The organism is Enterococcus sp. AMC1252, from assembly GCF_058216515.1.
The window spans coordinates 702,931-726,635 of record NZ_CM177097.1 but is presented as its reverse complement, the minus strand read 5'-3'; the positions used below and the strand labels follow the sequence as shown (position 1 = coordinate 726,635).

Sequence of the window (23,705 nt, the reverse complement as noted above, 5' to 3'; positions counted from 1 at the left end):
GGAACCTTATACTTGAAGTCCTTGTAAAGTCAGCAATCTCTGCCCATACAAGTCGCCAATAGTCGCTAGCATTACAACTAGCTTCTTTCATTGTACAAAAATCAAGTGTCATTGACCGCTTCTTTTTTGTCGTGTTTTATTTGATAAGAAGTGAAAAAGTAAGGGTAGTTCATACTATTGATGAACAGGTATTGGGATATTTTCCCGATATCTTTTTTTGTTGCTATCCTATTTTGTAACAACGACCTGATAGAAAATAAAAAACGGCACCCCACATTTTGGCGGGAACCAAAATCATGAGGCCCTGTAAAGACAGCAATCCCTGCCAATACAAGTTGCCGATAGCCGATACCAAAGTACCAGCATGTTTTATTGTACCCAATTTCAGCCAGAATTTCTACCTTATGTGAGAAATTCTTTTAGATTGTGTCGAGATCTTTGCGATGGTTTTTGTCTATTGAAAACGATGAGGCGCGGGTCTGATCGTTTTTTGTTTACCTATCTAGTTGGACTTCAGACCAAATTTAGACAAGGAGAATGGAGACATGGAAAAATCACAGGAATCAAGCACGATTGCTTATCTGGATATTTTGGAGGCAAAAGCTTATTTACTTGAGTTGAAAGAGTGGCACGATGCACTGCATTTTATGAAGCATTTTCTTGAAGGTAAAGTAAGAAGAAATCCGCAAGAAATGAAAGCTTGTGCCGAAATGTTCGAAGTGGTTTATCAAAATTTTGATACTTTAATAACCGAAACAGATAAATATTTGAATAAATTTACAAACGGAAAATAACGAATGATTTATAGAAATAAAAAAAGGCGAAGAGACATTTCTCTCCGACTTTTTAATTATCGCTAAATAAACTGTCCTGTAATCGAATGACTATTTTTTATTTCTTCCGGTTTCCCTTCAAAAACAATTTCCCCACCTTGATTACCCCCATCAGGGCCAATATCTACAATCCAATCCCCTTGCTTGATTAAATCAACATGATGCTCGATCACAATAACCGTATTGCCTTGATCCACCAAGTGATTCATGATCTCAGTCAAGTGCTGGATATCAGATAAATGTAGCCCTGTCGATGGTTCATCTAAAACATAAATACTGCCTTTTTTGTAAAACTCACTGGCTAATTTCATTCGTTGACATTCCCCACCAGATAAGGTGTTCATCGGTTGTCCTAAGGTTAAATAGCTCAATCCAACTTGTTCCATCGCTTGGATTTTTTTCAAAATCACTGGTTCTTTGAAGAATTCCAATCCCTCTTCTACCGTCAATGCTAATACTTCTGTGATGTTTTTTCCTTGGAACTGATAATCTAACACTTCTTGTTTATAGCGCTTGCCATGACACACATCACATTCGCTTTTGATTGCTTCCATAAAGGCTAAATTCGTCTCGATAAATCCTTGTCCTTTACAGTTTTCACAGCCACCTTTTGAATTGTAGCTAAATAATGAAGGTGACACACCGTTGGCTTTTCCGAATAATTTTCTAATGTTGTCCATAATCCCAATATAGGTTGCTGGATTCGAACGTGAATTTGTTTGAGCAGCGGCTTGATCAATCACAATCGTTTCTGGAAATTCTGATAAAAAAGAATCTTTGACCAAGGTACTTTTTCCTGATCCTGCCACACCTGTAATCATCGTTAAGGTCTTTTTAGGAATACGCAACGCCGTCTCCTTTAAATTATGCATACTTGAAAGACGGCCTTGGTAAAAATCAACTGCGGGTCTAACCTGTTTTTTCAACTCTGTTTGATTTTTCAAGAAATTCCCTGTCAATGTATCAGACTCAAGCAAAGCCTCATAACTTCCTTCAAACATGATATTTCCGCCATGCTTTCCAGCTTGGGGACCAACTTCGATCACATGATCTGCAATTTTAATCACATCTGGATCATGTTCAATGACAATCACGGTATTGCCTTTGTCTCTTAGTTTGAACAACAATTCATTTAAACGATGAACATCCCTAGGATGCAGTCCAATGCTAGGTTCATCAAATATGTAAATCAAATCCACTAGACTATTATTTAAATGCTTAACCATCTTCACACGTTGAGACTCGCCACCAGATAATGTTGTGGTTTCTCGATCTAAACTTAAATACCCTAAGCCAATTTCAACTAAGTGGCCGATTTTTTCTTTAAGATTATTAATGATTGGCGTAGCATTTGGACTGTTGATTGTTTCTAAGACCTCCAGTATTTTAACCAATTCGATAGCAGTCAAATCCGCAATTGAATAATCCCCTACCTTTACACCTAATGAAGCTTGAGACAAACGTTTCCCCTGACACAGTGGACAAGTGGCTTCATGTGTATATTCACTAATCAATTTCTGTGTTCGTGGTGATATTTCACCTTCTTTTTGTAAATAGAGGCGATTGAACTTTGCAAATAAACCTTCATACGTGAAATTAACACCTTCGATTTTAACTTTAATATCTTTTCCGTAAAGCAAGGTATCCAGTTCCTGCTCTGTATACTCTGTAATTTTCTTATCGTTATCAAACAAACCTGAATCTAAATAACCTTTCATATGCCATTCAGTATTTTTAAACGCAGAAAACTCAATCGCTCCACTGTTTAAAGACTGTGAACGATCTAAAAATTTATCTTCATCGATTCTAAGTGTTCGTCCAATACCTTGACAATCTGGACACATGCCTGCTTGATCATTAAACGAAAAAAAGTTAGCAGGACCGATACTAGGTTTCCCAAATCTTGAGAAAAGTACTCGTAGTAAAGGATTGATATCTGTGATCGTTCCTAAGGTTGAACGAGAATTGCCACCTAGACGTTTTTGATTGATGACCACAGAAGTAGATAAATTTTCAATGCTGTCTACATCTGGGTGTTGATATTTCGGTAGAAAATTTTGTATGAACGCACTAAAGGTTTCATTTAATTGCCGTTGTGATTCATTGGCGATCGTTTCAAATACGATAGAGGATTTTCCTGAACCTGAAACGCCTGTAAAAACAGTTATTTTTCGTTTCGGTATTTTTACTGAGACATTTTTCAAATTATTTTCTCTGGCCCCATTGATTGTTACATATTCTGTCATAAAAATCCTCCTTAAAATAAAAGCGAAACGGACTCGTCCAGCTCTGACAGGAAAATAGGAAAAATCGACTGAGGTGCTTTCTGTCTCATTCTATCTTTATCTTTTTCCCGAAGAACTAGCCCGCACAACTAGATACCATTAGACTAACCTTATCGTAGCACATCGGTGCAAGTTCTAAGGTTATAGATTACAAACCTTATTAAATAGCTTATACTAGTAAAAAACATTGTTATCGGGAGGAATAGTTCATGAATATCCGACCTATTGATATCGCCAGAGAATTGAACATCAGTACCAGTTTATTACGGCACTATGAAAAAAAACAACTACTCCCCTCACCTGAACGCAGTAGCAGTGGTTATCGGCTTTATACAGAAGAAAGTCTACATTACTTTCGTGCGATTCGAACGACTACACTCACTTACGGCTATCATGCGACAAATAACATCATGGCAGCTATTCAACGTCATAACTTTACAGCTGCTTTTTGGTTATTAAATGAAGAACAAGTCAAACTAAATCAGCGGAAAAATATATCCGATCAAACCTTAGCTCTCCTTCATGAAGAAGAATGGCAAGAAATCACTCTGCTACCTACTAGAGGTTGGCTGACAATTGGTGAAACAGCAGATCGTTTAGCGATTCCTGAAACCACGATTCGCCACTGGACAAAAGAGCGCCTCCTTGAAGTCCCACGAGATAGTGACAGTAACTATCGAATGTTTGATGAACATGCCTTACAACAATTATTATTTATCCGTTTGATTCGATCTTCTACTTGGTCATTAAATGAAGTCCGAGAAATTTTGGCTCAATTACAAGCAGATTCGCCTAAACGAATGATTGAATTAGCCGAGCAATCATTGCGTGCTTTGAATGAACTTCTTAAACGGCAAATGATTGCTGATAAGTACATTTATGCGCTGATTCACTTTTTACAACCGGACTTTTTTGAAGATTTTCCTAGCACTGATTTTTATTAAGGTATAGCAAAGAGCTTGGGACAACCACTCTTGAGGGCTATCACCTTACCAAATAGAATGAAAATAAAGTAATCGACCTACATACTATTTCTTGTCATACAAGAGATGACAGAAGTGACTTGTAGGTCGATTACTTAGGGAGAAACTAGATCATTTTACTTATTTTCTCACGTAATTACTTGTCGCACGAAAAGAACTACATCAATCATTAGGCCACAGTACCTGCGTATAAAAATAAATCGTTTCTATAAGTAGAATGGCCTCTTCGAACAAACCTAAGCAGAGAATATAGTCTTCACTTTCAAATTGATTGATTATCTATTTTCATGTTTCCATTGTTCATAGAAAGCTGCTAAACGCTTGATATGAAGAGGAATACGTTCAGGTGAAGCTTCTAAAAAAGTCAATGCATTATTTTCTGCAGCAATCATCCGTTGGTCAACAGAAGCCATGATTTTTTCCATTTCTTGTTCTAGTGAATGAAGATTATCTGCAAAACCTAAATGTTCAGTAACGGCTTCTGGATTATTAGGAAACTGTCCTTCTAGCTCTTTTTTTAATTCTTCACGAACATGAGGATAGTACTGTGCGGGATTCATTTCTACATTTATTTTAGGACGTTTTTCAGTCATGAGGTACCTCCTTTGGTATTTCTGAAGAGAGGGGTGGTACCAGGTGAAGATCAGGCTTCTTTGCTGGTTGTTCAAGACCCGACCACTTCTCCACTAATTTCTGTGTATCTTGAATGGTTTCAAGCATACGAGCCATTAGTTCACTGGCATTTTTTTCAACAGCCGCATGCATTTGTTGCTGCTTAGCTACAGTTTCCTCGCCTATTTTTCGGACAAGCTCTTTTTGTCGTTCCCTTTCACGTTCAAGTTCTTTTTCGTCCATAAAACACCTCTTTTTTTTAATTGTTTAGTCAACATACTAAAGTATTATATCAAGTTCCAACAGCCCCGACGCTTCAGTGACCTCAAAAATCCAATCAATTGGTCTACCTCTATATCGATTGGATTTTTGAGGCCTGCTGTTTTATTGCTTCTTTTACTTTTTTTCCGGCTTGTCCTTTTAGAGAGCTGCCTAAATTACTTGATAAACTCTCTAAAGAACTTTTCAATTCATTTATGTACGTGTCAGTAATTGATTTTACTTCTTGTTCTCTTGCCACGTGATCCATGAGTACGGCCGTCCCAACGAAAGAACGGATGTTATTTTTTTGTCTCGCTTTTCTAAGCTCCTTTAATCCAGCTTCATCAAGAATTTCATCAGTGAATAGCTCTGCCATGTCTTCTAAAAGCCTCCTTTTAATTTTCTAAATTACGTAATTCTTTTCTATAGTTCTCTTCTAACTCTTCCAGCTCGTTCATTATTTTTTTTCGTTCCTGATGAAATCGATCCTCTAACTCCAACGATTCATTTTGAAAATGATGATACGCTTCAGATATGGCTTCACGACCAAAAGGGAGTCTACCTGCCCAATACTCAGTTTCCTTGACATAGTCATCTATTTCTTGAAATACTTTTGTTTTGTTCCAAGCTAACTGATCTTCTTTTTCCTCACATATACGCACTTCTTTCAGATACTCTAGCTTTAGTTCTTCTTCTTTATCCATTCTTAACGCATTCCTTTACAGTTAGTCTGGTTGAAATTGTTTCGCTAATTGTTGATCAACAGATAATAGTTTTTCAATACTTCCATGAATTTCTGTTTTGAGCGTATCACAACTGCTTGCGATCTCTTTGTATTCAGCAATTTTCGATTCGTTTCTCTCTTTAGGTTGATCTGAAATGATGGATTTACTGACCCCTATAGATTCGAGTGCATCTAGTACTTCTGGTTCGCTTAAATCATGTCCTAATGTTCTTCCTGCTTCTAATGATTTTTTCCAAGATTGTTCTGCTTTTTCTGTTTGCCGACGAAGGAAACTTTCTGCCTCTAAAAACGTTGCATTGACTGTACTCATTTGCGCATTTAATACAAGGAGTGCTTCAACGCTGTCTAAGAAAATCGCTTCATTGGCTGATAAACCGCCACCACTTTTCTTTAGCTTATTTCGCAAGAACTTCATCCATGCTTGTGTGCTACTAAGAGCACCTAGTAATTGCTGTTTATCATTCTCAGCTCTTTTTTTAATTGCTTTTACATTGAACTCATTGTCAGGAATTAACAATCGTCCCGTTTTTTTATCAAATTCCCACATAGCCAGACTATGGTAAGCGCCACTAAATCGATCCGCCATCTTTTTGTCTTTTTCCATATCAATAATAATGGCAAACTCTCGACCAGTAACTCGAAGTCCTCCGATAGCATCGTTTTTATTTCGATAATTATAAAACATACCTGGGTTATCTTTTGCCCATTTTTTTCCATCTTTAGACATCATGCTTCCAGCATAAGGACCATTGAATCCTACGTTAAGCCATTTGTTTTCTGCGGCAATGTAAAATGCTAAACTTTCGCCTAAAGAATGTCCAGTCGTTGTAATTGTTGCAAAAGGATACTGATTTCTAATCGAGTCTGCGAATTGTTGAGCTGTGACAGATTGGGCATCCACCATTTCAGGTGGTCCAAACCAATCAAACGATTTCAGTTTATCGCTTCCTGCACCAACTGTTTGTAGATCTGTCGCTATATCTAAATCGTCCGATTGATTCGTTCCTGCGTAAGCAATTACTACTTGTGAGGTGTCTGCTTTTCCGTTAACTACTGGGGCGACGGCCATTGCTTGCATTCCGTTTTTGGGTTCATGTTTAACATCAAGAATTTCATATTCAGAATTATTAAATTTGATTTTTTTGTCTTTTTTTAAATTAGATTTATGGTCTTCGTGTTTAGGATCAACCCAATACACCATTTCGCTAAGTTTGTTATAATCTTTTTCTGTAATAGTCATACTCTATCTTTCTCCCCATTATAGAAAATAACTTGTATAAAATCTTTTGTTTCTCCCTCAATCTGTACGCTTTCATCTTCTATTATATAACTTTCTAATTCTTCTTTTCCCTTTATATATATGGCGAAAAAAGTAGTTGATTTCCCTTCTTTATTAGTCATAGTTAATACTAATCCATATGATCCAGTCATTTTATTTCCATCTGGATTTTCTTCAAATTTTAATGAATTAATGTTTTTAAAAGTATTCTTCAAAGCAATAGTTGCTTCTTTTTGAACTTCCAATAAATTTCGTTGTTCTTCCTTAGCTTTTTCCTCTGCTTTTTTATCCATATACAATTTCCCTCCAAATCCAATAAGCACTATAGTAATAACTACCGCTATTATCAAAATCCGTTTATTCATTATATCCTCCTGAAGATAGATGGTAAATTAATTATAACATAATATCGAATTATTTTATTTAAAATTCTAAATAGCGTTATTTAATTTACAACTTATCGTTATCTCTACTAACACAAAAAAATGCTCACCTGTCACAACTGACTGGTGAGCATTTTTTGTGATTACAACTCTGCGAATTGTCGGGCTATTACAGATTATGCGTCCACCATTTTGGATGCATAATCTGTTTGTATATCTGTCGCTATATCTAAATCATCCGATGAATTCGTTCCTGCATAGGCAATCACTACTTGTGATATGTCTGCTTTTCCGTTAACAATTGGGGCAACTGCTATTGCTTGCATTCCGTTTTTGAATGCATGCTCTGTATCGAGAATTTTATATTTTTGTTCATCAATAGGAATAGTCGCACCTTCATCTAATTTAGAGTTATCTTTTCAAGGTGTTATCATCATAACTCTTGATTCAACACTTCATCTTGAATCATCCCACTCGCTTTCATAAACATATACGTCACAACGGGTCCAACAAAAGTAAAGCCATGTTTTTTCATGTCTTTGGCTACATGTTTAGATAACGGTGTGACATTTGGAACTTCATACGCTTCTTCATACACATTCAACCGAGGAACTCCGCCCACAAAATCCCACATGTATTCAGCGAAACTTCCGTATTCTTTTTGTACAGCTAAAATTGCTTGCGCATTTTGAATCGTGGCATTGATTTTTCTTGGGTTGCGGATCATTTCTGGATCTTGCATGATTTTCTCTACATCGTCTGGCATCATCCCTGCAACTTTTTGGATGTCCATATTGTGGAAGTTCCTTAAAAACACCTCTAATTTACCAGCCGCCGCTTTCCAACTTAATCCCGCTTGGAAGGTTCCTACAGTTAGTAAAATAAAAAGTAATCGATCATCATGTGTGGGTTGACCCCACTGGTTATGGTACCAGTCGAATTTAGGTGGCTGCTTTTCTTTCATCTCTTTCTCCCGCATTTAACTTTTTTCTTATCATAACATAAAAAACAAAATGAGTTCGTTTAGCGATAACCAAGAAGATTCTATTGACTATTCAGACGACTGGTGATATATTTATAACCAAGTTATAAATATATCACCATAAAGGATGTACTACTTATGAAAACTAAAATGAATCTAACTGGAAAAATCTATACCATAGAACTCTTGAGCGGAATTATTTTCTATAGCTTAGGAATTCTATTCATTACGCCACCCACAACCCCAGAAATTATCAAAAATCTAGCAATAGGTTTAATGATTCTAGTCTTGTTAATAATAATGGTCGTAACCATTCTTACTAATACAGAAAAACTTGATGAACGTGCCTTAAATAATTTTTATAAATCTAGCAATATAACATTTTTCTTTATTTTAATATTTTTACTCGTAGGAGGAATGGTAGTTTACTTTATCCCAATGGGTCTTAAACTTTCACCTGCTATAATTTCATTTATACTCGCTGTAATTCTAATACTCCATGGTTCAACTTTTAGATCCTTAGAAATATCGGGTAAATAACTCATGGGTAAAATTGAAACAACTTTAAAACAATACAGGGAAGAAAAGGGTCTGACTCAAAGAGAACTTGCGGAAAAAGTTGGTGTTCGACGGGAAACTATCCTCCACTTGGAAAACAATAGATATAATCCATCCTTAGAGTTAGCTCTGGAAATAGCACGTGTATTTGGCGTAACCGTTGAAACCCTATTCAAATTAAAATAGCTAATGCCTCAACGCTACTATACTGCTAACACTAAACAGTCATGCAACATTTGCATGACTGTTTAGTGTTACTTCTTAACTTCATCATCCATTCAAAAAACTTAATCTAACAAACCGACCATCGCTTTTGAAATATCAACAGCATTTAATCCATACACTTCTTTTAAATACGCCATCTTACCCACTTGACCGAATTGTTCTTTTATACCGATCCTCTTCATTTTTACTGGATGATTTTCAGCAACGATTTCCGCTGCAGCACTCCCTAATCCACCAATCACGTTATGATTTTCAGCTGTTACGATTGGTCCTAGTTTAGCTGCTTCGATCACAATATCTTCATTCATTGGTTTGATTCTAAATAAATCAATCACCTGAACTGAAATTCCTTGTTTCTCTAAATCATCCGCCGCCTGAAGTGCTTCTTCTACCATAATTCCACTAGCGAAAATCGTCCCCTGTGTCCCCTCTTTTAACTTGCAGTATCCTTTGGAAAAATCTTCATTTCCATTATAAAGTGGCTTTGCTTGCTTACGCATTGTTCGAATATAGAACAAGCCTTGAGCTGTATGAGCATACTCTAAAATTGCTTTAAACTGATAAGGATCTGACACTTCATAAATATGATTTTCAGGAATAACCCGCATCAACGCAATATCTTCAAATGGCATATGGGTTCCACCATTCATTTCAGCTGTAACCCCTGGATCAGTTCCCACAATCACCGCATGATTTTTAGCATAACCAAGTGACAGAAAGACTTGATCGAAAGAACGTCTCGTTGCAAACGGCGCAAAGGTATGGATAAATGGAATAAATCCCGTTACAGCCAAACCAGCAGCCGCTCCCATTTCTTCTGCTTCCATGATTCCTACATTAATGTAGCGTTTCCCTAGTTGTTCCTTTAATTTGCTGGTCCCCATCGAACTTGCTAGATCTGCTTCTAAAGCAACAATTTTCTGATCCTTTTCTGCTAACTCTAAAATTGTTTTCGTATAGACTTGCCGCATTTCTAAGTCTTTCATTACTGATTCACCTCGATTTTTTCAGCCAATGTTGCGATGGCTTCTTTAATGGCCATTTTTCCTGCCTCATCTGGACGAACATGATGATTATCTAACAACTCTTCAAAATAAGGAACACCTTGCCCTTTTATTGTATCTAAAACAATTGCTGTCGGTTTCCCATTGACTTGTTTTCCCTGAATGATTGCTTCTTCAATCGCCAACACATCGCCCCCATCAACACGCCAACTATTAAACCCAAACGCCTGCATTTTTTCGACAAAATCAAAAGGATCGCAAATATCTGTTGTATAACCATCTAATTGTTTCTTATTATCATCGATCAAGACAATCAAATGATCCAACTTTTGATGTGCTGCAAATTGAAAAGCTTCCCAACATTGCCCTTCATTCAATTCACCGTCACCCACGATTGCATACGTATAATTTTCTTTACCTAACAATTGATTTCCTTTGGCAATTCCTGTCGCAGCCGAGATTCCTTGACCTAAAGAGCCTGTTGTCATATCTACACCAGGTGTTTTAATCCGATCTGGATGAGAAGGGAGATTTGTTCCATTTTGATTTAAGCTATATAGAAATCCTTCATCAAAATAGCCTTTTAAAAACAACGTAGCATAAAGTGCAGGCCCAGCATGCCCTTTTGACAAGACAAAATAATCACGGTCTGGATCCTCTTTTCTTTCTGGCGACACGTTCAAGGCTTTTCCATACAAAACAGCTAATGTTTCAACAATCGACAAGCTGCCGCCAAAGTGCCCAAAACCTAAATTATCCAGCTCTTTCATCGTGTAATAACGAATCCGATCAGCAAATTTTTGTGTATTCATTATGCTGCCTCCTTCGTTTCAGTTGTCTTTTTCTTACCGAAAATCGTTAATCCAATCAATAATGCTAAGACCGCTAACACTCCAGCAACCACCGAAATTTGACCGCCCATATCAGCTAATTTACCAAGGAAGATCCCCGTCACACCATAATCTGTATCAGAGAAAGTTGATCCTTGGAACCCTAAATCCCCCATAACCGGCATCAATAAAATCGGCATAAAGCTGATAATCACCCCATGAATAAACGAACCTACAACTGCACCACGAACACCACCAGTCGCATTTCCGAAAACACCCGCTGTCGCACCACAGAAGAAATGCGGCACTACACCTGGAATAATCACAGTGGTACCTGTTGCAATCATAATAAACAAGCTAACAATCCCACCAACAAAACTAGTTAAAAACCCAATCAAAACAGCGTTTGGTGCATAAGGAAAGACAATTGGACAATCCAAAGCTGGAATCGAATTGGGTACTAATTTTTCAGAAATCCCTTTAAATGCCGGCACAATTTCAGCTAAAATCAAACGAACACCCGCCAAGATTACAAACACTCCTGCTGCAAACATCCCAGCCTGTTGCAATGCATAAATAATATAATTGGTCCCATTACTAAGGTTTTTAGAAATAAAGTCATTTCCTGCAAATAATGCCACAATAGTATAAACAATTCCCATCGTCAATGTAATACTAACCGTTGAGTCTCGTAAAAAGGACAAGCCTTTTGGAAAATTGATGTCTTCGGTTGATTTTTCTTTATTTCCTACATATTTCCCGATAAAACCACTAAGCGCATAACCAAAGTTTCCAGTATGCCCCAACGCCACCGAATCGTTTTTAGTAATTTGTTTGGTAAATGGCTGTGCGATTGCTGGAAAAATTGTATTTGCTAGGCCTAATGCCAAGCCACCAACTAAAACTAAGGGTACTGCACTCATTTTTGTGACACTCATGATTACAGCAATCATACACGCCATATAAAGCGTAGCATGCCCTGTTAAGTAGATATATTTAAATTTCGTAATACGGGCAATCAAAATATTAAACGCCATTCCCGCCAACATAATAAGTGCTGTATATGTTCCATATTTTGTCAAAGCCAAGGCAACAATTGCTTCATTATTCGGCACCACACCTTGCATATTAAACGCATGCTGGAACATTTCCCCAAAGGGCGCTAGTGATCCTTCGATCACGCCAGCTCCAGCTGTTACCACTAAAAATCCAACAAAAGTTTTGATCCCGCCACGGACAACATCTGAAATCGGCTTTTTCTGTAACCCTAATCCAAGAACTGCAATCAGTGCTACCAGAATTGCTGGAGTACTTGCAATATCGATTAATATATTTAAAATACTATTCATATTTTTCTCCTACCTTCTTTAGTTTTTAGAGTAACCCTTCATCCACACAAACAGCTCTAACTTTTTCTCTCAACTCATCCATATCAATGATACTGTCCAAAACAACCACGTTCCCCAAATGCTGCGCACTATCCGCTAAATCCCCACCTACAAAAAAGACATCTGCCAAATCTGGTGTCGCACTGCCCATATCGTAATGAGATACCTCAACTCCTGTTACACCTAATTCCTTCAATACACTGTTGATATTCATCTCCACCATAAAACTAGAACCTAACCCCGATCCACAAACTGCTGCCATTTTCATAATGATTCCCCTTCCTTTAATAACTGAATAATTGCTTCTTGGTCTTCTGCTGCTAATAACTTCTCTAAATTCTCTTTGTTCGATAAAATTTTCGTTAAACTCGCCAACGCTTTTAAATGCATTTCATTATCAACCGCTGCCAGACAGATAAAAATAGTAATATCATGCTTCGGATCATCCAAAAGGAAAACTGGCTCCTCCACTTTTAAAAGTGACATCCCTAATGCTTTAACCCCATCTTCAGGTCTTGCATGTGGTAAGGCAATTCCTTTACCAATATGAATAAAAGCCCCATAATCTTTCACCTTTTGAATCATTGCTTCAATATAGTTCTCTGTAATCTTCCCTTGTTCTTTTAGAGGTTGTGCCGCATAAGCAATCGCTTCTTCCCACGTTAATTTTTTATCCGTCAACTGAATCATCTCTGTCGTTAACAACTCCGATAGCATTGGTTTCTCATCTTCTTTCACTTTCAATTTTTTGATCATTTTGCGATTTAAAATACGGTACATTTTTTCTTTGGTAACGCCTTTTTTTAATTCGATATATGGTAATAATGTCTCAATAATTTCATCTATAGAAGGGATGACAATTCCTGGAATCAACAACTCTTCTTGTACACAGCGAATCAAATTGTTCTTCTCCAATTGGGACATGATTGGATTGACCAGATACATTTTCTTTAATGTATTCAATGGAACGCTTGAAAAAATCACATCATATTCGGATTCAGCAATACTTTCTAGTTGATCAACTGTTGTTGTTAAACTAAAATCGATCGTTGGAAAGAGTTCTTTCAACTCCGATTGCATGATCAAAGACGAACTGATGCCGCTTGGACACAAAACCAATGCTTTATACCGAATCACCCGGTTTAACTCTCGTTGATTCCCAATTTCACCTCCAAATAAAATCGTAAAATAGCCCACTTCTTCATCTGGAATTGAACGACCTACCAACATTTCTAACGGATATAGCGCAGTTTTAGTTAAAGTGAAGATTTCACCATATTGTTCTTTGATTTCCTCAGTTAACACATTGGCTAGCGAAAAATGATACTTTATTCTAAAAAATGCTGGCACCAAATGATAAAAAAGGTCTAGTAATAACTTTCTATAGGATTTAAACTCGATTGCTGCTAAACGCTCCATTTCATGAATAATCTGACTGCCGCATTCCAGTAAAAATTCTAAAGCTGTATCTCTGATTTCTCCTTGCGTAATTGTCATAAAAATCAGTGTGAAATATAGTTGCTCTCTTTTAGGCTCTATGATTTCAGAGAATTGAAGTAAAAATTGCTGACTTGCCGAAAAAACATTTAACTCCTTTAACATCATCGCTGCTTGTCCATCCAACCTAAACGAGTATGTTTTAGCGCGTCTTAAAACATAAGACATAAAATAAACTGTCTCCTCGATTCTACTTGGAACAATGGACAACTCACTCATTTTGATCGTTTCAAAAAAATAATAGCGAACGTCTGCTTCAAAGGTTTTTGAATACGCCATTAACCCCTTTTTCAAACCCCATTTTCCCGAAACTGACGTAATAACTTCAGTGATCATTTGATAAGCCTGTATCCGAATCTGCTCTTCAAGACCAGTCAAATAAAATCCATTTCTTCGTGAATACTCCAAGCTGATGTTCTCCTTAGCTAAACGTTCCCGCAATTTTTTGATATCCGCTAAAATAGTATTTTTACTGACTTGAAGAAATTCTTGATAGTGATAAACAGATAAATCCTCTTCTACAATAAATGTCAAAAGATAAAGTAAGGCTTGTCTTTCAGATTCCGAATAGAAAATCTCTGTTTCCAGATTTCCAAAATGAAGTTCTAACCATTTTTCAGGTACTTGCTTAGAAAAATAGATTTTGTCATTTTTCCAATATACTTGTTCGTAACAAAATCGCTGCAGCTGCTCATTGAGTTTCCCTAACTGATCGATAACTGTTTCTACTGGTAGTCCTGTGATTTCCTTGATTTCTTGAATGGAGTAACCCACTCCGTGCGGCTTGTTGATAAGATAACTCATTCGATAATCAATCATCTTGTCCCTCCTGTACTCAATATATAATGTAAACGCTACAAATAATAGAAGCATTGGGTCTAATTTCATTTTGCTTTTTTAAAATAATTGGACTTAACTATTACTCACTCTTTAAAAATGAAGATATTCTCTAAAACATTGCTAGTTCCCTCCCTTTCCCTTATCTCACAAAATCGATTATAATTAAGTTAGGAGAAAATTACTTAACACATGTTCTGTCCTTTTCCTTTGAAAATAGGTCTTAAGATGGATGTTAAAACATTTCTCCAGTGTTACAATATCATTACATTAAGTTTAAAGAGATCCTTATTCGTTTATTTGGATTTAGAGTGTAGGGCACTCTTGGACTCCCATTTTGTCCCGCACTCTTTTAAATTTTAGGAGGAAAAACGTATGAAAAACAACAAAACAAAAGTGGGTTTGATCGCTTTGATCGCTATTGTTGTATTCGTTGTGTTTGGTGTCAGCCAATACAATGGTTTAGCGAAAAAAGAACAGTCTGTCGAATCACAATGGAGTCAAGTCGAAAACGTAATGCAACGTCGCGCAGATCTAGTTCCAAATTTAGTCAACAGTGTTAAAGGCAGCATGCAGCAGGAACAAAAAGTCTTTAGTGATATAACTAAAGCTCGTGAAGCATATGGTAGCGCCAACAAAGATTCGGACAAGATCAAAGCTAGTCAAGAGTTAGACCAATCAGTAGGTACTTTGGTCAACGTTATCAATGAAAACTATCCAGAACTAAAATCAAATGACAATGTACAAACGTTGATGACTCAACTAGAAGGCACTGAAAACCGCATTTCTGTTGAACGTAAACGTTATAACGATGTTGTAAAAGAATACAATGAACAAGTTGTCTCTTTCCCTAAAAATATCTTTGCAAATATCATGGGACTAGGTAAAAAGGATTACTTTAAAGCAGAACCGAAAGCTCACACTGTGCCTTCTGTGAATTTTGATACTTCAACAAGTACATCCCAGAAATAGGTTTCACAAAATAATTCCAAAACTAGAAGAAAATTTCTATTCATCGATATACATTTTTAACTAAACTTGGAGAATATAGGTGGTGATTTTACATGATAGATTTATTTGCTTGGTGGTGGCCTTTTAAACCTGGTGGTGGATCTTCTGGTGGAGGTGGCGCTAGTATTTAGAGCTGGGACCATTCATCATTTTATCTCTTCAAATCAAAAAAGAGCAAACCTTAGTTGGTTTGCTCTTTTTTGATCTCCCTTCTTTATATACAATCATTAAAAACAAAAGTATAGACATTTGAAATACAAAGTGGTATATTTTATTTGTAATCGATTACAAATAAAAATACGAAGGACTGATTATTATGAATGGTTTTATGGATTCTCTTGGAGAAAAGATCATGCCTCTTGCAAATAAACTTGGACAAAACCGTTATCTCTCTGTATTGAGAGATGCTTTTATGTTGTCTTTTCCATTAACGATGTTCGGATCGATCATTGTTGTTATCAATAACTTACCTTTTTTTAGCGACACTACGAAGGGAACCTTGTCCTCTTTATTTGGTAATGGTCAAAATGCGACAATGAGCATTATGGCAGTCTTCGTTACTTTTGGTATTGGCTATTATTTATCTAAATCTTATGATGTTGAAGGAATTTTTGGCGGAGCAGTTTCATTTGCTAGTTTTCTACTTTTGACCCCTTTCATGATGACACTCGAGGATGGTACAGAAGTCTCAGGCGTACTATCTTTAGATCGTTTAGGCGCTAAAGGTATGTTTATTGGAATGATCGCAGCCTTTCTTGCTGGTGAAATTTATTGTAGAGTCACTAAAAAAGGTTGGCAAATCAAAATGCCGGATGGTGTCCCACCTGCTGTCGCCAAATCATTTGCTGCCTTGATTCCAGCTATTTTAACATTGTCTGTTTTTTTATTTATCAATGCAATCGTAACTGGCTTGTTCAATACAAACCTTCATGATGTGATTTACGAAGTGATCCAAAAACCACTAGTTGGCTTAGGTAGCAGCTTACCTGCGACTTTGATTGCGTTATTTTTTGTCCAATTTTTATGGTTCTTCGGTTTACATGGACAAATCATTGTTAATTCCGTAATGGATCCTATTTGGAACACTTTGATGCTAGAAAACTTAGATGCCTATAAAGCAGGAGAAAAATTGCCCCATATCATCACAAAACCTTTTATGGAAACTTTCACTGTAGGTCTTGGTGGTTCTGGTATGACACTTGCAGTTATTTTGATCATGGCTTTTGTCATGAAGAAAAAACAATATCGAGATATTGGACGTTTAAGTTTGGCTCCAGGAATTTTTAATGTAAATGAGCCCGTAATTTTTGGTTTGCCGATCGTTTTAAATGCTACTATCCTAATTCCATGGGTACTAGCTCCACTGATCGTTACGGTGCTTAATTATCTTGTAATGGCAACAGGCATTGTTCCACCCCCAACTGGAGTATCCGTTCCATGGACTGTTCCAATTTTCTTTAGTGGCATGTTAGCAACAAATTCTATCTTAGGCGGTATCTTACAACTTGTCGATCTACTACTTGTCGGTATGATTTGGTATCCGTTCCTACGTCTATTAGAAAAAGAAAATGAGATTAGGACTCCCCATTTTTAATAAGCTATCGTCAAAAGAGCTTTTGTTAGGCTGTGGATTTCTGGTATTCTATCGGGGATTTATAGCCTAATTTTTGTTGCATCTATTTTTATGATAGTATTGGATCTAAATCAATATCTTAGTCACATTTTTGTATGATGATCAAGTATTTTTGGCTTTTTCCTAATTTTCAAACTCCTGTAGAGTTAAATAATGAAGCGAACTATGAATTCGATTCCGTTTATATAAAACTTCAATATAGCTAAACATATATCGTTTGTATTTTTTAGTAATAGAACTTAGCAATGATTGATTGTTTCATTGATTTTTTTGTATATGTTTAAAAAAGACAGAATACTCTCGTTTAAGACGTATATAATACATTTTTTTGCACCGTATCGTTCTTTATTCAATGCTTCTTATCTCTGTAACTGTTAATGATTCCTTTCTATGAAAGTTGTAGATACTTCCAGAAATTTCTAATAACCGACATAATAAAGAAATAGTATATTATTTACACCATTTTTCAATAAATTGAACAAATGACGTTAGCTCTTTCGAGAGAATATGACTGCTTTTTTTAAGCTTTCAATTTCTTCTTTCAAATGAGTATTTTCTTTTCGCAATTCAGTGGCTTCTTTTTCAGTCATTCCAGCGGACTGATTTGGTACATATAAATTTTTTCATCTATAAATTATCGCTTCAGATAAGCCATATGCTTTCGACAAACTTCGGGCATAACATCCTGTTTGATTCAGTTCAACAATCATTTGTTTAAAATTTTCTTCGTATCGGCTCATAAAAATCAGCCTCTCATATATTCGTTTCATTTATTTTTATTTCTATGAAAAGCTGTTTAAGTTTGAATACTAATGCCAGTAACTGAATGAAGAAGAATGATGGACAGCTAAAGTACCCCATATTCCTAAAAGTAGTTTGGGAGTATGGGGTACTTTGACTGTCTATTTGTTTTTTAGAATATACTAATTGGTGTGAATTTAGCAAGGGTATAAACTGCACCCGTTTTATTGGATTTCGCGGTAAGTGTATATTCTTTTGGTAAGAAGCGCTCTCCATCTGTTGGATTTACAAAGAAATAGTCCATAACTGACCATGCTTTTCCAGCAATTTTACCTGAAGCATCAGTTAAAGCATACGTATAATCAGCTTCCATTTCTGGATTAAAGCTAAACTCCAGCCCGCCAGTTTCTGTAGTTATATTTCCGTTATCTAAAAGGTGATCTCCAGCTACTCTTTCTTGGGTAAAAAATTTATTGAAAGAACTTCCGTGGGTAAGATTAGAGGTTTCACCCGCAAAGCCATCTCCAAGAACATTACCTAAAAAGTGATAATCCAATAACTCCTTCTTTATGTCTTTATTTGTTACCTTGGTTGTTACTACTGGTTCATGAGCCGTAAAAGGAAAGCTACGAATAAATAAAGCGTCAAAAAGTTTTTCTCTATCTGAAACAGTAGGATATTCTTTGATTAATTCATCTAGCTTAAGGTCAAAACCAATATATTTTCCATTTTCTATTACTGCTGTTCCTTTATGATGCATACCCTCTACTGAAAATGCTAGATAGTAATCCGTTGTAGAAACGGGTGTTTTTAAATAGGCTCTAAGAACATTGTAATGTACATAGGATACTGAGCCAATTTCATCTTTTTTTTCTTCAGAAGCTTTTTGAGTAACTCCTGAAGTTGTCGATTGCGCATCCACTGTTTGAGTTGTTAGTACAGCGCCTGAAATCAATCCGGCAAATACTGCAGCTGTTGATAAAATGTGTTTTGTTTTCATAATGTAAATCTCCCTTACTTTATATATATGAACCCGAAATTAATTTAAAAAAACAATATACAATTTTTCAAATTAATTTTCGGAGTTTCACCTATCTATCAAAAAGATGTTGTTAAATGCCCTTTTTTTTAAGGGTATTTAGGTCACCAGACATTTTAGGTAGAAATATTATCTAAAGCGTCTCTCCTGCAATCTCAGCAACATCACGAATTATAGCATCTATATTGCAGTTTTGTATTATCAATTTTTTATCAATTTTCTTAAAAAAATGATAAAAAAAACAAATAATTATCATTCGAATATAATCAAGAAGAAAAATTTATTAGCCATATTTTTTTCTGTTGATTTCTAATTTTTTAATGTATTTCTGATATGTATTTTTTTTAACTACAAACAAACGGAAAGTATATTTCCATCCGATTTCATGGTATGTGAAATAAGGAAACTTTTATGATAATCCTGTGGTAGAGAATTTTTTTGCTTACTTAAACAAGAAATTTACTATAGATATACTTTTTCAACCTATGAAATATTAAGTATAAAAAACTTCTATCTCAAACTCTCAATTGTCTATACATTCATAATCAGTTACAATACAGATGAGGAGGTTGTCATGATATGAAGCCAAAATATGAAGAAATCGCGGACACCCTGCGTGAACGAATAAAAAATAATATTTATAAAACAGATACCTTGATTCCTAACCAAACCGACTTAGTAAAAGAATTTAATGTAAGTCGAATGACTGTAAAAAAAGCAATTGGTATTCTAGTCATGGAAGGACTTTTATACTCTCAGAGAGGTTCTGGAACCAAAGTATTGAATCGCTCTTTTTGGGATAAAGATACTTCACCAGCCAATGAATATGATGGCCTTAGCAAACAAATGCACGACCGTCATAAAAAATTAAAAAGCCAAGTAATTTTATTTGAAGTAGAATTTCCTTCTAAAGAAGTTCAAGAACGTTTGGCTATCTCTGAAGAACAGCCTGTTTACAAGATCATTCGTCTTAGAATTCTTGAAGAGGAACCGTTTATTTTGGAGCATACATATATGCCTTGTGATCTAGTACCAGGCTTAACAACGGATATTCTGAAAGACTCTATTTACACTTATGTGAAAGAGCAGTTATCTCTTGATTTTGCGGGTGCCTATCGAAATATTCAAGCAGATAAATCTGATGAATACGATCAGCAATATTTAAATTGTAAAAAGGATGATCCTGTACTTGAAGTGCAGCAAGTTGTCTATTCAAAAAATGGTCGTCCTATTGAGTTTTCTTGTAGTCGAAATCGGTACGATCAAAGAAGTTATTCTATTTTAAATGTTGATTATGCATAGATTGAAAAAAGAATGTGATGCAAAACTAAAAAATTAGTTTTGCATCACATTCTTCCTTTTATTTATCAGTTAATGTATTTGTTTGAGCAACTGTTTTAAACCAATGTCCTGATTTTTTGATGGTTTTGATTTGTGTATGGATATTTGTAGATATAAAACCATAGCGGTTCTTATAGGCATTGGCCCATGACCAACAATCGATTGGCGTCCATAAATGGTAGCCAAAACAATTAGATCCTTCTTCAATCCCTTGATGAACCCACTCTAAATGTTCTCGAATAAAATCAATCCGGTAGTCATCTTCGACAACTCCAGCTTCGTTCATAAATCGTTCCTCACCTGAAATTCCCATTCCATTTTCAGAGACAAACCAGGGAATATTAGTATAATTGTCACGAATATTAATTGCAATATCATATAACGCTTTCGGATAAATTTCCCAACCACGATCAATGTTCATTCGACGTCCTGGCATATTATACTCGTCAAAATAACGATTTGGTAGCCAAGCTCCCACACTATTTGGTGCAATATCTGGTGTTTTCACACGATTTGGGTGATAGAAATTAACGCCTAGAACATCAATAGTATTCTCTTTGATCAAGGCCAATTCTTCAGGAGTACTTTCCCAAAGGACACCGTCTTTGATAAATAAATCAACTAATTCTTGAGGAAACTCCCCATGAACAGCTGTGTCTAAGAACATACGATTATTAAATAGCTCAGCAATATTTGCTGCTGCTAAATCTTCTGGACTATCCGAAGCTGGATAGGTCGGTGTTAAGTTTAAAATGATGCCAATTCTTCCACCATCGTTTTGCAAACCTAATTGTCTAAATACCTTTATTGCTTTTGCAGAAGCTAAGTTTAAGTTGTAGGCTACTTGTACTGCTTTTTTACCATCCACAATTTTTGGATAATGGAATTGGTGTAAGTACTCTCCTTCAACGACAACAATTGGTTCATTATGTGTAAACCAATCTTTTACACGATCACCGAATAACTCAAAACATTTTTTCGCAAATTTCACATATAAGTCTACCACATGTTTCGATTCCCAACCGCCATATCTATGATACAGTTCAACAGGTAAATCAAAATGATGTAAATTCATCACTGGACGAATCCCTGCTTCTAAAAACGCGTCAATCACTTCGTTATAAAAACGAACTGCATCTTCGCTAACCGTTCCAAGCTCCAAATCATCGATCAAACGACTCCATTGGATCGACGTGCGGACACTATTTAAGCCAATTTCTTTCATTAAAGCAATATCTTCTTTAAAACTATTATAAAAATTTGACGTTACATCTGGCCCAACTTGATCATAAAAATCGGTTGGCTCGATCTCATACCAATAATCAAACATATTTGCATGTTTTTTATTAAAACGTCCTTCACTTTGCGGACCTGATGTTGCAGCACCCCACCAGAAATCATCTCTAAATGTTCTTTGCATGGCTGTCCCTACTTTCCTCAAAATACTTTTCGCGATCCTATTCACTACTATTATAAAGCGAACCCTTTTAAATGTCTATACTTTTATAAAACAAAGTATACAAAAAAAGACAAGACAAAATTCATCTTATCTTTTAACAAGCCAATTATATAATCAATTGTTTTCTATCATTATAATACTCTTTATACGCTAAATAAGTTGCAATAACTGAACCAATGCTTGTAGCCGAAAGCAACATAAAGGTCACCATGATTTGATACTTGATTGCATGAACTGGATCAACTCCAGCAAAAATCAGTCCTGACATCATCCCAGGTAAACTAACGATCCCAACCGTTTTAGCAGAATCAATGGTTGGCGCCATTCCAGTTCGGATACTTGCTCTAACAATCGAGCGAGAAGCTAACTTGATATCTGCACCTAATGCTAATTTTTCAAGCACAGCTTGTCTTTGATCATGAAATAAACTATCCATATTCCGATAACATAAACCAATCGCAATCATTGAATTACTAGCGATCATGCCACTAATAGGAATGATCTGCGAAGGAATAAACCGAATCGCACCTGATAAAACCAGAACACCGATCGTGACTCCTGTACTACAAAATATTGCCAACAAAGAGATCCAAAAACCATTTTTCAGATGATTACTACGTTTCCCTGCATTCAACGCAGCATTGACAATAATAATTCCAGCCATGACTACGGTTAAAATCACATTGTCGATTTGAAAGACATATTTAAGAAGGTATCCAACTAAAACAAGTTGAACAATTGCCCGGCAAACACTGATTATAATATCTTTGGTAAATCCTAATTTTTCTTTATAACTGATCAGTAATGCTACTACAACTAGCATTCCAGCAAATAAAAGTGACAGATCATTGACAGCTAGATTCATTTTGCGCCCTCCAAGCTACCCGCTACGATTTTTTTGACGATCGAGGCTTGAGCAATTTCTTCAGGATCATGCGTGACACGAATCAATGTTACATTTTTTTCCTGATTCAATTTTAACAACCATTGATTGACGATTGCTTTGCTTTCTTCATCTAAACCTGCTGTTACCTCATCTAACAGTAACACTTCAGGGAGAAAAATCACATTACGGATTAAGGCTATACGCTGTTTTTCGCCACCGGATAATTTGGTGATTTTTTTATCCAAATAACTTTCAGAGAGTTTAACTTCCTTTAACAAACCTAGTACATGGCTCTCTTGAAACTCTTTTTTGCGTACTTCGTATGGAAACATAAAATTATCTCGCACAGTTTCACCGAATAATGATGGTTGTTGAAAGCAGTAGGAAACTTGCATGCGATACTTTTCTGGTGTTAACTCTGCAATGTTTTGGTCATTGAATAGGATGACTCCTTTAGTCGGAGTTAATAAAGAAGCCAGTAATTTAAGCAAGGTACTTTTCCCACTGCCAGATGGTCCGGTAATCGTTGTATGGCTCCCTTTTTCGAATGATGTGGTAATATCGTTTAGAATTATTTGTTCTTCGTGTTGAAAAGAGATACGTTCAGTTGTCAACAAGATGATTCAGTCCTTTTTTATTGTTATTAAGAAAATGTCCTAAATGTTTATTTTTGAAAATAAATTTTTTTATTTGAAGCTCTTCCTTACTAGCTTGCCATAACGATAATTCCTCCATAATTTTTTCAGGATATTTTTTACTAATATCCCTTAGTGCATTGCCGCATGATTTTCTAACATATTCACTATCATCATTTCTAAGCGTTGCCAGCAAATGAATAGCCCTATCAGGCAGATTACAGTTCCTAGATAATTAAGATTCGATTTAAAGCAACA

At 35.9% G+C, this 23,705-nt stretch carries 25 protein-coding genes and 1 pseudogene; 7 read left to right on the top strand and 19 right to left on the bottom strand.

All coding sequences use genetic code 11. The features are described from left to right. Positions 1–545 precede the first annotated feature (545 nt). Positions 546–794, top strand: a complete 249-nt coding sequence (locus tag AC4BB5_RS03295) for a hypothetical protein (RefSeq protein WP_490457982.1) — start codon at positions 546–548, stop codon at positions 792–794. Between the two features lie 62 nt (positions 795–856). On the opposite strand, the gene AC4BB5_RS03290 is transcribed toward AC4BB5_RS03295, so the two are convergent. Next, positions 857–3,079, bottom strand: coding sequence for an ATP-binding cassette domain-containing protein (locus AC4BB5_RS03290; RefSeq protein ID WP_490457981.1), 2,223 nt, complete (start codon positions 3,077–3,079; stop codon positions 857–859). Positions 3,080–3,327: 248 nt separating this feature from the next. Between AC4BB5_RS03290 and AC4BB5_RS03285 the strand changes: the two genes are divergently transcribed. Next, positions 3,328–4,062: a MerR family transcriptional regulator gene (locus AC4BB5_RS03285; RefSeq protein ID WP_490457980.1), complete on the top strand. Its 735-nt coding sequence runs from the start codon at positions 3,328–3,330 to the stop codon at positions 4,060–4,062. Between the two features lie 314 nt (positions 4,063–4,376). On the opposite strand, the gene AC4BB5_RS03280 is transcribed toward AC4BB5_RS03285, so the two are convergent. The 8 genes from AC4BB5_RS03280 to AC4BB5_RS03245 form a co-directional block, all read right to left on the bottom strand. Then, positions 4,377–4,694, bottom strand: a complete 318-nt coding sequence (locus AC4BB5_RS03280; protein ID WP_490457979.1) for a hypothetical protein — start codon at positions 4,692–4,694, stop codon at positions 4,377–4,379. Continuing rightward, positions 4,687–4,956, bottom strand: coding sequence for a hypothetical protein (locus tag AC4BB5_RS03275; RefSeq protein WP_490457978.1), 270 nt, complete (start codon positions 4,954–4,956; stop codon positions 4,687–4,689). Before AC4BB5_RS03275 ends, AC4BB5_RS03280 begins: the two co-directional genes overlap by 8 nt. A 109-nt stretch (positions 4,957–5,065) precedes the next feature. Then, the gene (locus tag AC4BB5_RS03270) at positions 5,066–5,350 is read right to left on the bottom strand and encodes a hypothetical protein (RefSeq protein ID WP_490457977.1); all 285 of its coding nucleotides are present in this window, start codon (positions 5,348–5,350) and stop codon (positions 5,066–5,068) included. A gap of 19 nt (positions 5,351–5,369) precedes the next feature. After that, positions 5,370–5,678 carry a hypothetical protein gene (locus AC4BB5_RS03265; RefSeq protein WP_490457976.1) on the bottom strand — a complete coding sequence of 103 codons (309 nt, stop codon included), beginning with the start codon at positions 5,676–5,678 and terminating at the stop codon, positions 5,370–5,372. A 21-nt stretch (positions 5,679–5,699) separates the two neighbouring features. Beyond that, entirely contained in the window at positions 5,700–6,959 is a 1,260-nt protein-coding gene (locus AC4BB5_RS03260; protein ID WP_490457975.1) for an alpha/beta hydrolase family protein, read from the bottom strand. Beyond that, positions 6,956–7,363, bottom strand: a complete 408-nt coding sequence (locus AC4BB5_RS03255; RefSeq protein ID WP_490457974.1) for a hypothetical protein — start codon at positions 7,361–7,363, stop codon at positions 6,956–6,958. Before AC4BB5_RS03255 ends, AC4BB5_RS03260 begins: the two co-directional genes overlap by 4 nt. Positions 7,364–7,557: 194 nt before the next feature. Beyond that, entirely contained in the window at positions 7,558–7,707 is a 150-nt protein-coding gene (locus tag AC4BB5_RS03250; protein ID WP_490457973.1) for a hypothetical protein, read from the bottom strand. 107 nt (positions 7,708–7,814) lie between these two features. Next, complete coding sequence (locus AC4BB5_RS03245) at positions 7,815–8,345, bottom strand: DNA-3-methyladenine glycosylase I (RefSeq protein ID WP_490457972.1); 531 nt, start codon at positions 8,343–8,345, stop codon at positions 7,815–7,817. 156 nt (positions 8,346–8,501) lie between these two features. Here AC4BB5_RS03245 and AC4BB5_RS03240 point away from each other — a divergent pair, with 156 nt between their 5' ends. Beyond that, complete coding sequence (locus AC4BB5_RS03240) at positions 8,502–8,903, top strand: hypothetical protein (protein ID WP_490457971.1); 402 nt, start codon at positions 8,502–8,504, stop codon at positions 8,901–8,903. 3 nt (positions 8,904–8,906) lie between these two features. Then, complete coding sequence (locus AC4BB5_RS03235; RefSeq protein ID WP_430602277.1) at positions 8,907–9,107, top strand: helix-turn-helix transcriptional regulator; 201 nt, start codon at positions 8,907–8,909, stop codon at positions 9,105–9,107. A gap of 101 nt (positions 9,108–9,208) precedes the next feature. On the opposite strand, the gene AC4BB5_RS03230 is transcribed toward AC4BB5_RS03235, so the two are convergent. The 5 genes from AC4BB5_RS03230 to AC4BB5_RS03210 are packed head-to-tail and all read right to left on the bottom strand — an operon-like array spanning position 9,209 to position 14,684. Next, positions 9,209–10,132: a transketolase family protein gene (locus AC4BB5_RS03230; RefSeq protein WP_490457970.1), complete on the bottom strand. Its 924-nt coding sequence runs from the start codon at positions 10,130–10,132 to the stop codon at positions 9,209–9,211. Continuing rightward, a complete protein-coding gene (locus tag AC4BB5_RS03225; protein WP_490457969.1) occupies positions 10,132–10,962 on the bottom strand; it encodes a transketolase in 831 nt (276 codons plus the stop codon). Before AC4BB5_RS03225 ends, AC4BB5_RS03230 begins: the two co-directional genes overlap by 1 nt. Beyond that, on the bottom strand, positions 10,962–12,329 hold the full coding sequence (ulaA, locus tag AC4BB5_RS03220; protein WP_490457968.1) for a PTS ascorbate transporter subunit IIC: 1,368 nt from the start codon (positions 12,327–12,329) through the stop codon (positions 10,962–10,964). The genes AC4BB5_RS03225 and ulaA overlap by 1 nt, the downstream gene beginning before the upstream one ends. A 25-nt stretch (positions 12,330–12,354) precedes the next feature. Then, the gene (locus AC4BB5_RS03215) at positions 12,355–12,636 is read right to left on the bottom strand and encodes a PTS sugar transporter subunit IIB (RefSeq protein ID WP_490457967.1); all 282 of its coding nucleotides are present in this window, start codon (positions 12,634–12,636) and stop codon (positions 12,355–12,357) included. Then, on the bottom strand, positions 12,633–14,684 hold the full coding sequence (locus tag AC4BB5_RS03210; RefSeq protein ID WP_490457966.1) for a BglG family transcription antiterminator: 2,052 nt from the start codon (positions 14,682–14,684) through the stop codon (positions 12,633–12,635). Before AC4BB5_RS03210 ends, AC4BB5_RS03215 begins: the two co-directional genes overlap by 4 nt. A gap of 393 nt (positions 14,685–15,077) precedes the next feature. Between AC4BB5_RS03210 and AC4BB5_RS03205 the strand changes: the two genes are divergently transcribed. Both AC4BB5_RS03205 and celB read left to right on the top strand, forming a co-directional pair. Next, the gene (locus AC4BB5_RS03205; RefSeq protein ID WP_490457965.1) at positions 15,078–15,674 is read left to right on the top strand and encodes a LemA family protein; all 597 of its coding nucleotides are present in this window, start codon (positions 15,078–15,080) and stop codon (positions 15,672–15,674) included. A 355-nt stretch (positions 15,675–16,029) separates the two neighbouring features. Continuing rightward, entirely contained in the window at positions 16,030–17,307 is a 1,278-nt protein-coding gene (gene celB, locus AC4BB5_RS03200; protein ID WP_490457964.1) for a PTS cellobiose transporter subunit IIC, read from the top strand. A 952-nt stretch (positions 17,308–18,259) separates the two neighbouring features. Here celB and AC4BB5_RS03195 read toward each other — a convergent pair. Further along, positions 18,260–19,087 (bottom strand): hypothetical protein, encoded by an 828-nt coding sequence (locus AC4BB5_RS03195; RefSeq protein WP_490457963.1) that lies wholly within the window; start codon positions 19,085–19,087, stop codon positions 18,260–18,262. 618 nt (positions 19,088–19,705) lie between these two features. Between AC4BB5_RS03195 and AC4BB5_RS03190 the strand changes: the two genes are divergently transcribed. After that, positions 19,706–20,428 carry a GntR family transcriptional regulator gene (locus tag AC4BB5_RS03190; RefSeq protein ID WP_490457962.1) on the top strand — a complete coding sequence of 241 codons (723 nt, stop codon included), beginning with the start codon at positions 19,706–19,708 and terminating at the stop codon, positions 20,426–20,428. Between the two features lie 58 nt (positions 20,429–20,486). On the opposite strand, the gene AC4BB5_RS03185 is transcribed toward AC4BB5_RS03190, so the two are convergent. The 4 genes and pseudogenes from AC4BB5_RS03185 to AC4BB5_RS03170 all read right to left on the bottom strand — a co-directional run. After that, positions 20,487–21,887, bottom strand: coding sequence for a glycoside hydrolase family 1 protein (locus AC4BB5_RS03185; protein WP_490457961.1), 1,401 nt, complete (start codon positions 21,885–21,887; stop codon positions 20,487–20,489). 145 nt (positions 21,888–22,032) lie between these two features. After that, positions 22,033–22,791: an ABC transporter permease gene (locus tag AC4BB5_RS03180; protein ID WP_430602288.1), complete on the bottom strand. Its 759-nt coding sequence runs from the start codon at positions 22,789–22,791 to the stop codon at positions 22,033–22,035. Then, complete coding sequence (locus tag AC4BB5_RS03175; protein WP_430602289.1) at positions 22,788–23,429, bottom strand: ABC transporter ATP-binding protein; 642 nt, start codon at positions 23,427–23,429, stop codon at positions 22,788–22,790. Before AC4BB5_RS03175 ends, AC4BB5_RS03180 begins: the two co-directional genes overlap by 4 nt. After that, positions 23,416–23,661 (bottom strand): annotated as a pseudogene (locus AC4BB5_RS03170) (DNA alkylation repair protein); the annotation flags it as partial. The gene AC4BB5_RS03175 and the pseudogene AC4BB5_RS03170, both read right to left, overlap by 14 nt. Positions 23,662–23,705 lie beyond the last annotated feature (44 nt).

Bases quoted from the DNA above. Each gene is read 5' to 3' on its own strand.
- AC4BB5_RS03235 (WP_430602277.1), top strand. From the start codon at position 8,907: ATGGGTAAAATTGAAACAACTTTAAAACAATACAGGGAAGAAAAGGGT.
- AC4BB5_RS03245 (WP_490457972.1), bottom strand. From the start codon at position 8,345: ATGAAAGAAAAGCAGCCACCTAAATTCGACTGGTACCATAACCAGTGG.
- AC4BB5_RS03230 (WP_490457970.1), bottom strand. From the start codon at position 10,132: ATGAAAGACTTAGAAATGCGGCAAGTCTATACGAAAACAATTTTAGAG.
- AC4BB5_RS03285 (WP_490457980.1), top strand. From the start codon at position 3,328: ATGAATATCCGACCTATTGATATCGCCAGAGAATTGAACATCAGTACC.
- ulaA (WP_490457968.1), bottom strand. From the start codon at position 12,329: ATGAATAGTATTTTAAATATATTAATCGATATTGCAAGTACTCCAGCA.
- AC4BB5_RS03205 (WP_490457965.1), top strand. From the start codon at position 15,078: ATGAAAAACAACAAAACAAAAGTGGGTTTGATCGCTTTGATCGCTATT.
- AC4BB5_RS03185 (WP_490457961.1), bottom strand. From the start codon at position 21,887: ATGCAAAGAACATTTAGAGATGATTTCTGGTGGGGTGCTGCAACATCA.
- AC4BB5_RS03270 (WP_490457977.1), bottom strand. From the start codon at position 5,350: ATGGCAGAGCTATTCACTGATGAAATTCTTGATGAAGCTGGATTAAAG.
- AC4BB5_RS03280 (WP_490457979.1), bottom strand. From the start codon at position 4,694: ATGACTGAAAAACGTCCTAAAATAAATGTAGAAATGAATCCCGCACAG.
- AC4BB5_RS03240 (WP_490457971.1), top strand. From the start codon at position 8,502: ATGAAAACTAAAATGAATCTAACTGGAAAAATCTATACCATAGAACTC.
- AC4BB5_RS03255 (WP_490457974.1), bottom strand. From the start codon at position 7,363: ATGAATAAACGGATTTTGATAATAGCGGTAGTTATTACTATAGTGCTT.
- celB (WP_490457964.1), top strand. From the start codon at position 16,030: ATGAATGGTTTTATGGATTCTCTTGGAGAAAAGATCATGCCTCTTGCA.
- AC4BB5_RS03215 (WP_490457967.1), bottom strand. From the start codon at position 12,636: ATGAAAATGGCAGCAGTTTGTGGATCGGGGTTAGGTTCTAGTTTTATG.
- AC4BB5_RS03260 (WP_490457975.1), bottom strand. From the start codon at position 6,959: ATGACTATTACAGAAAAAGATTATAACAAACTTAGCGAAATGGTGTAT.
- AC4BB5_RS03210 (WP_490457966.1), bottom strand. From the start codon at position 14,684: ATGATTGATTATCGAATGAGTTATCTTATCAACAAGCCGCACGGAGTG.
- AC4BB5_RS03195 (WP_490457963.1), bottom strand. From the start codon at position 19,087: ATGAAAACAAAACACATTTTATCAACAGCTGCAGTATTTGCCGGATTG.
- AC4BB5_RS03180 (WP_430602288.1), bottom strand. From the start codon at position 22,791: ATGAATCTAGCTGTCAATGATCTGTCACTTTTATTTGCTGGAATGCTA.
- AC4BB5_RS03275 (WP_490457978.1), bottom strand. From the start codon at position 4,956: ATGGACGAAAAAGAACTTGAACGTGAAAGGGAACGACAAAAAGAGCTT.
- AC4BB5_RS03295 (WP_490457982.1), top strand. From the start codon at position 546: ATGGAAAAATCACAGGAATCAAGCACGATTGCTTATCTGGATATTTTG.
- AC4BB5_RS03225 (WP_490457969.1), bottom strand. From the start codon at position 10,962: ATGAATACACAAAAATTTGCTGATCGGATTCGTTATTACACGATGAAA.
- AC4BB5_RS03190 (WP_490457962.1), top strand. From the start codon at position 19,706: ATGAAGCCAAAATATGAAGAAATCGCGGACACCCTGCGTGAACGAATA.
- AC4BB5_RS03290 (WP_490457981.1), bottom strand. From the start codon at position 3,079: ATGACAGAATATGTAACAATCAATGGGGCCAGAGAAAATAATTTGAAA.
- AC4BB5_RS03265 (WP_490457976.1), bottom strand. From the start codon at position 5,678: ATGGATAAAGAAGAAGAACTAAAGCTAGAGTATCTGAAAGAAGTGCGT.
- AC4BB5_RS03250 (WP_490457973.1), bottom strand. From the start codon at position 7,707: ATGCAAGCAATAGCAGTTGCCCCAATTGTTAACGGAAAAGCAGACATA.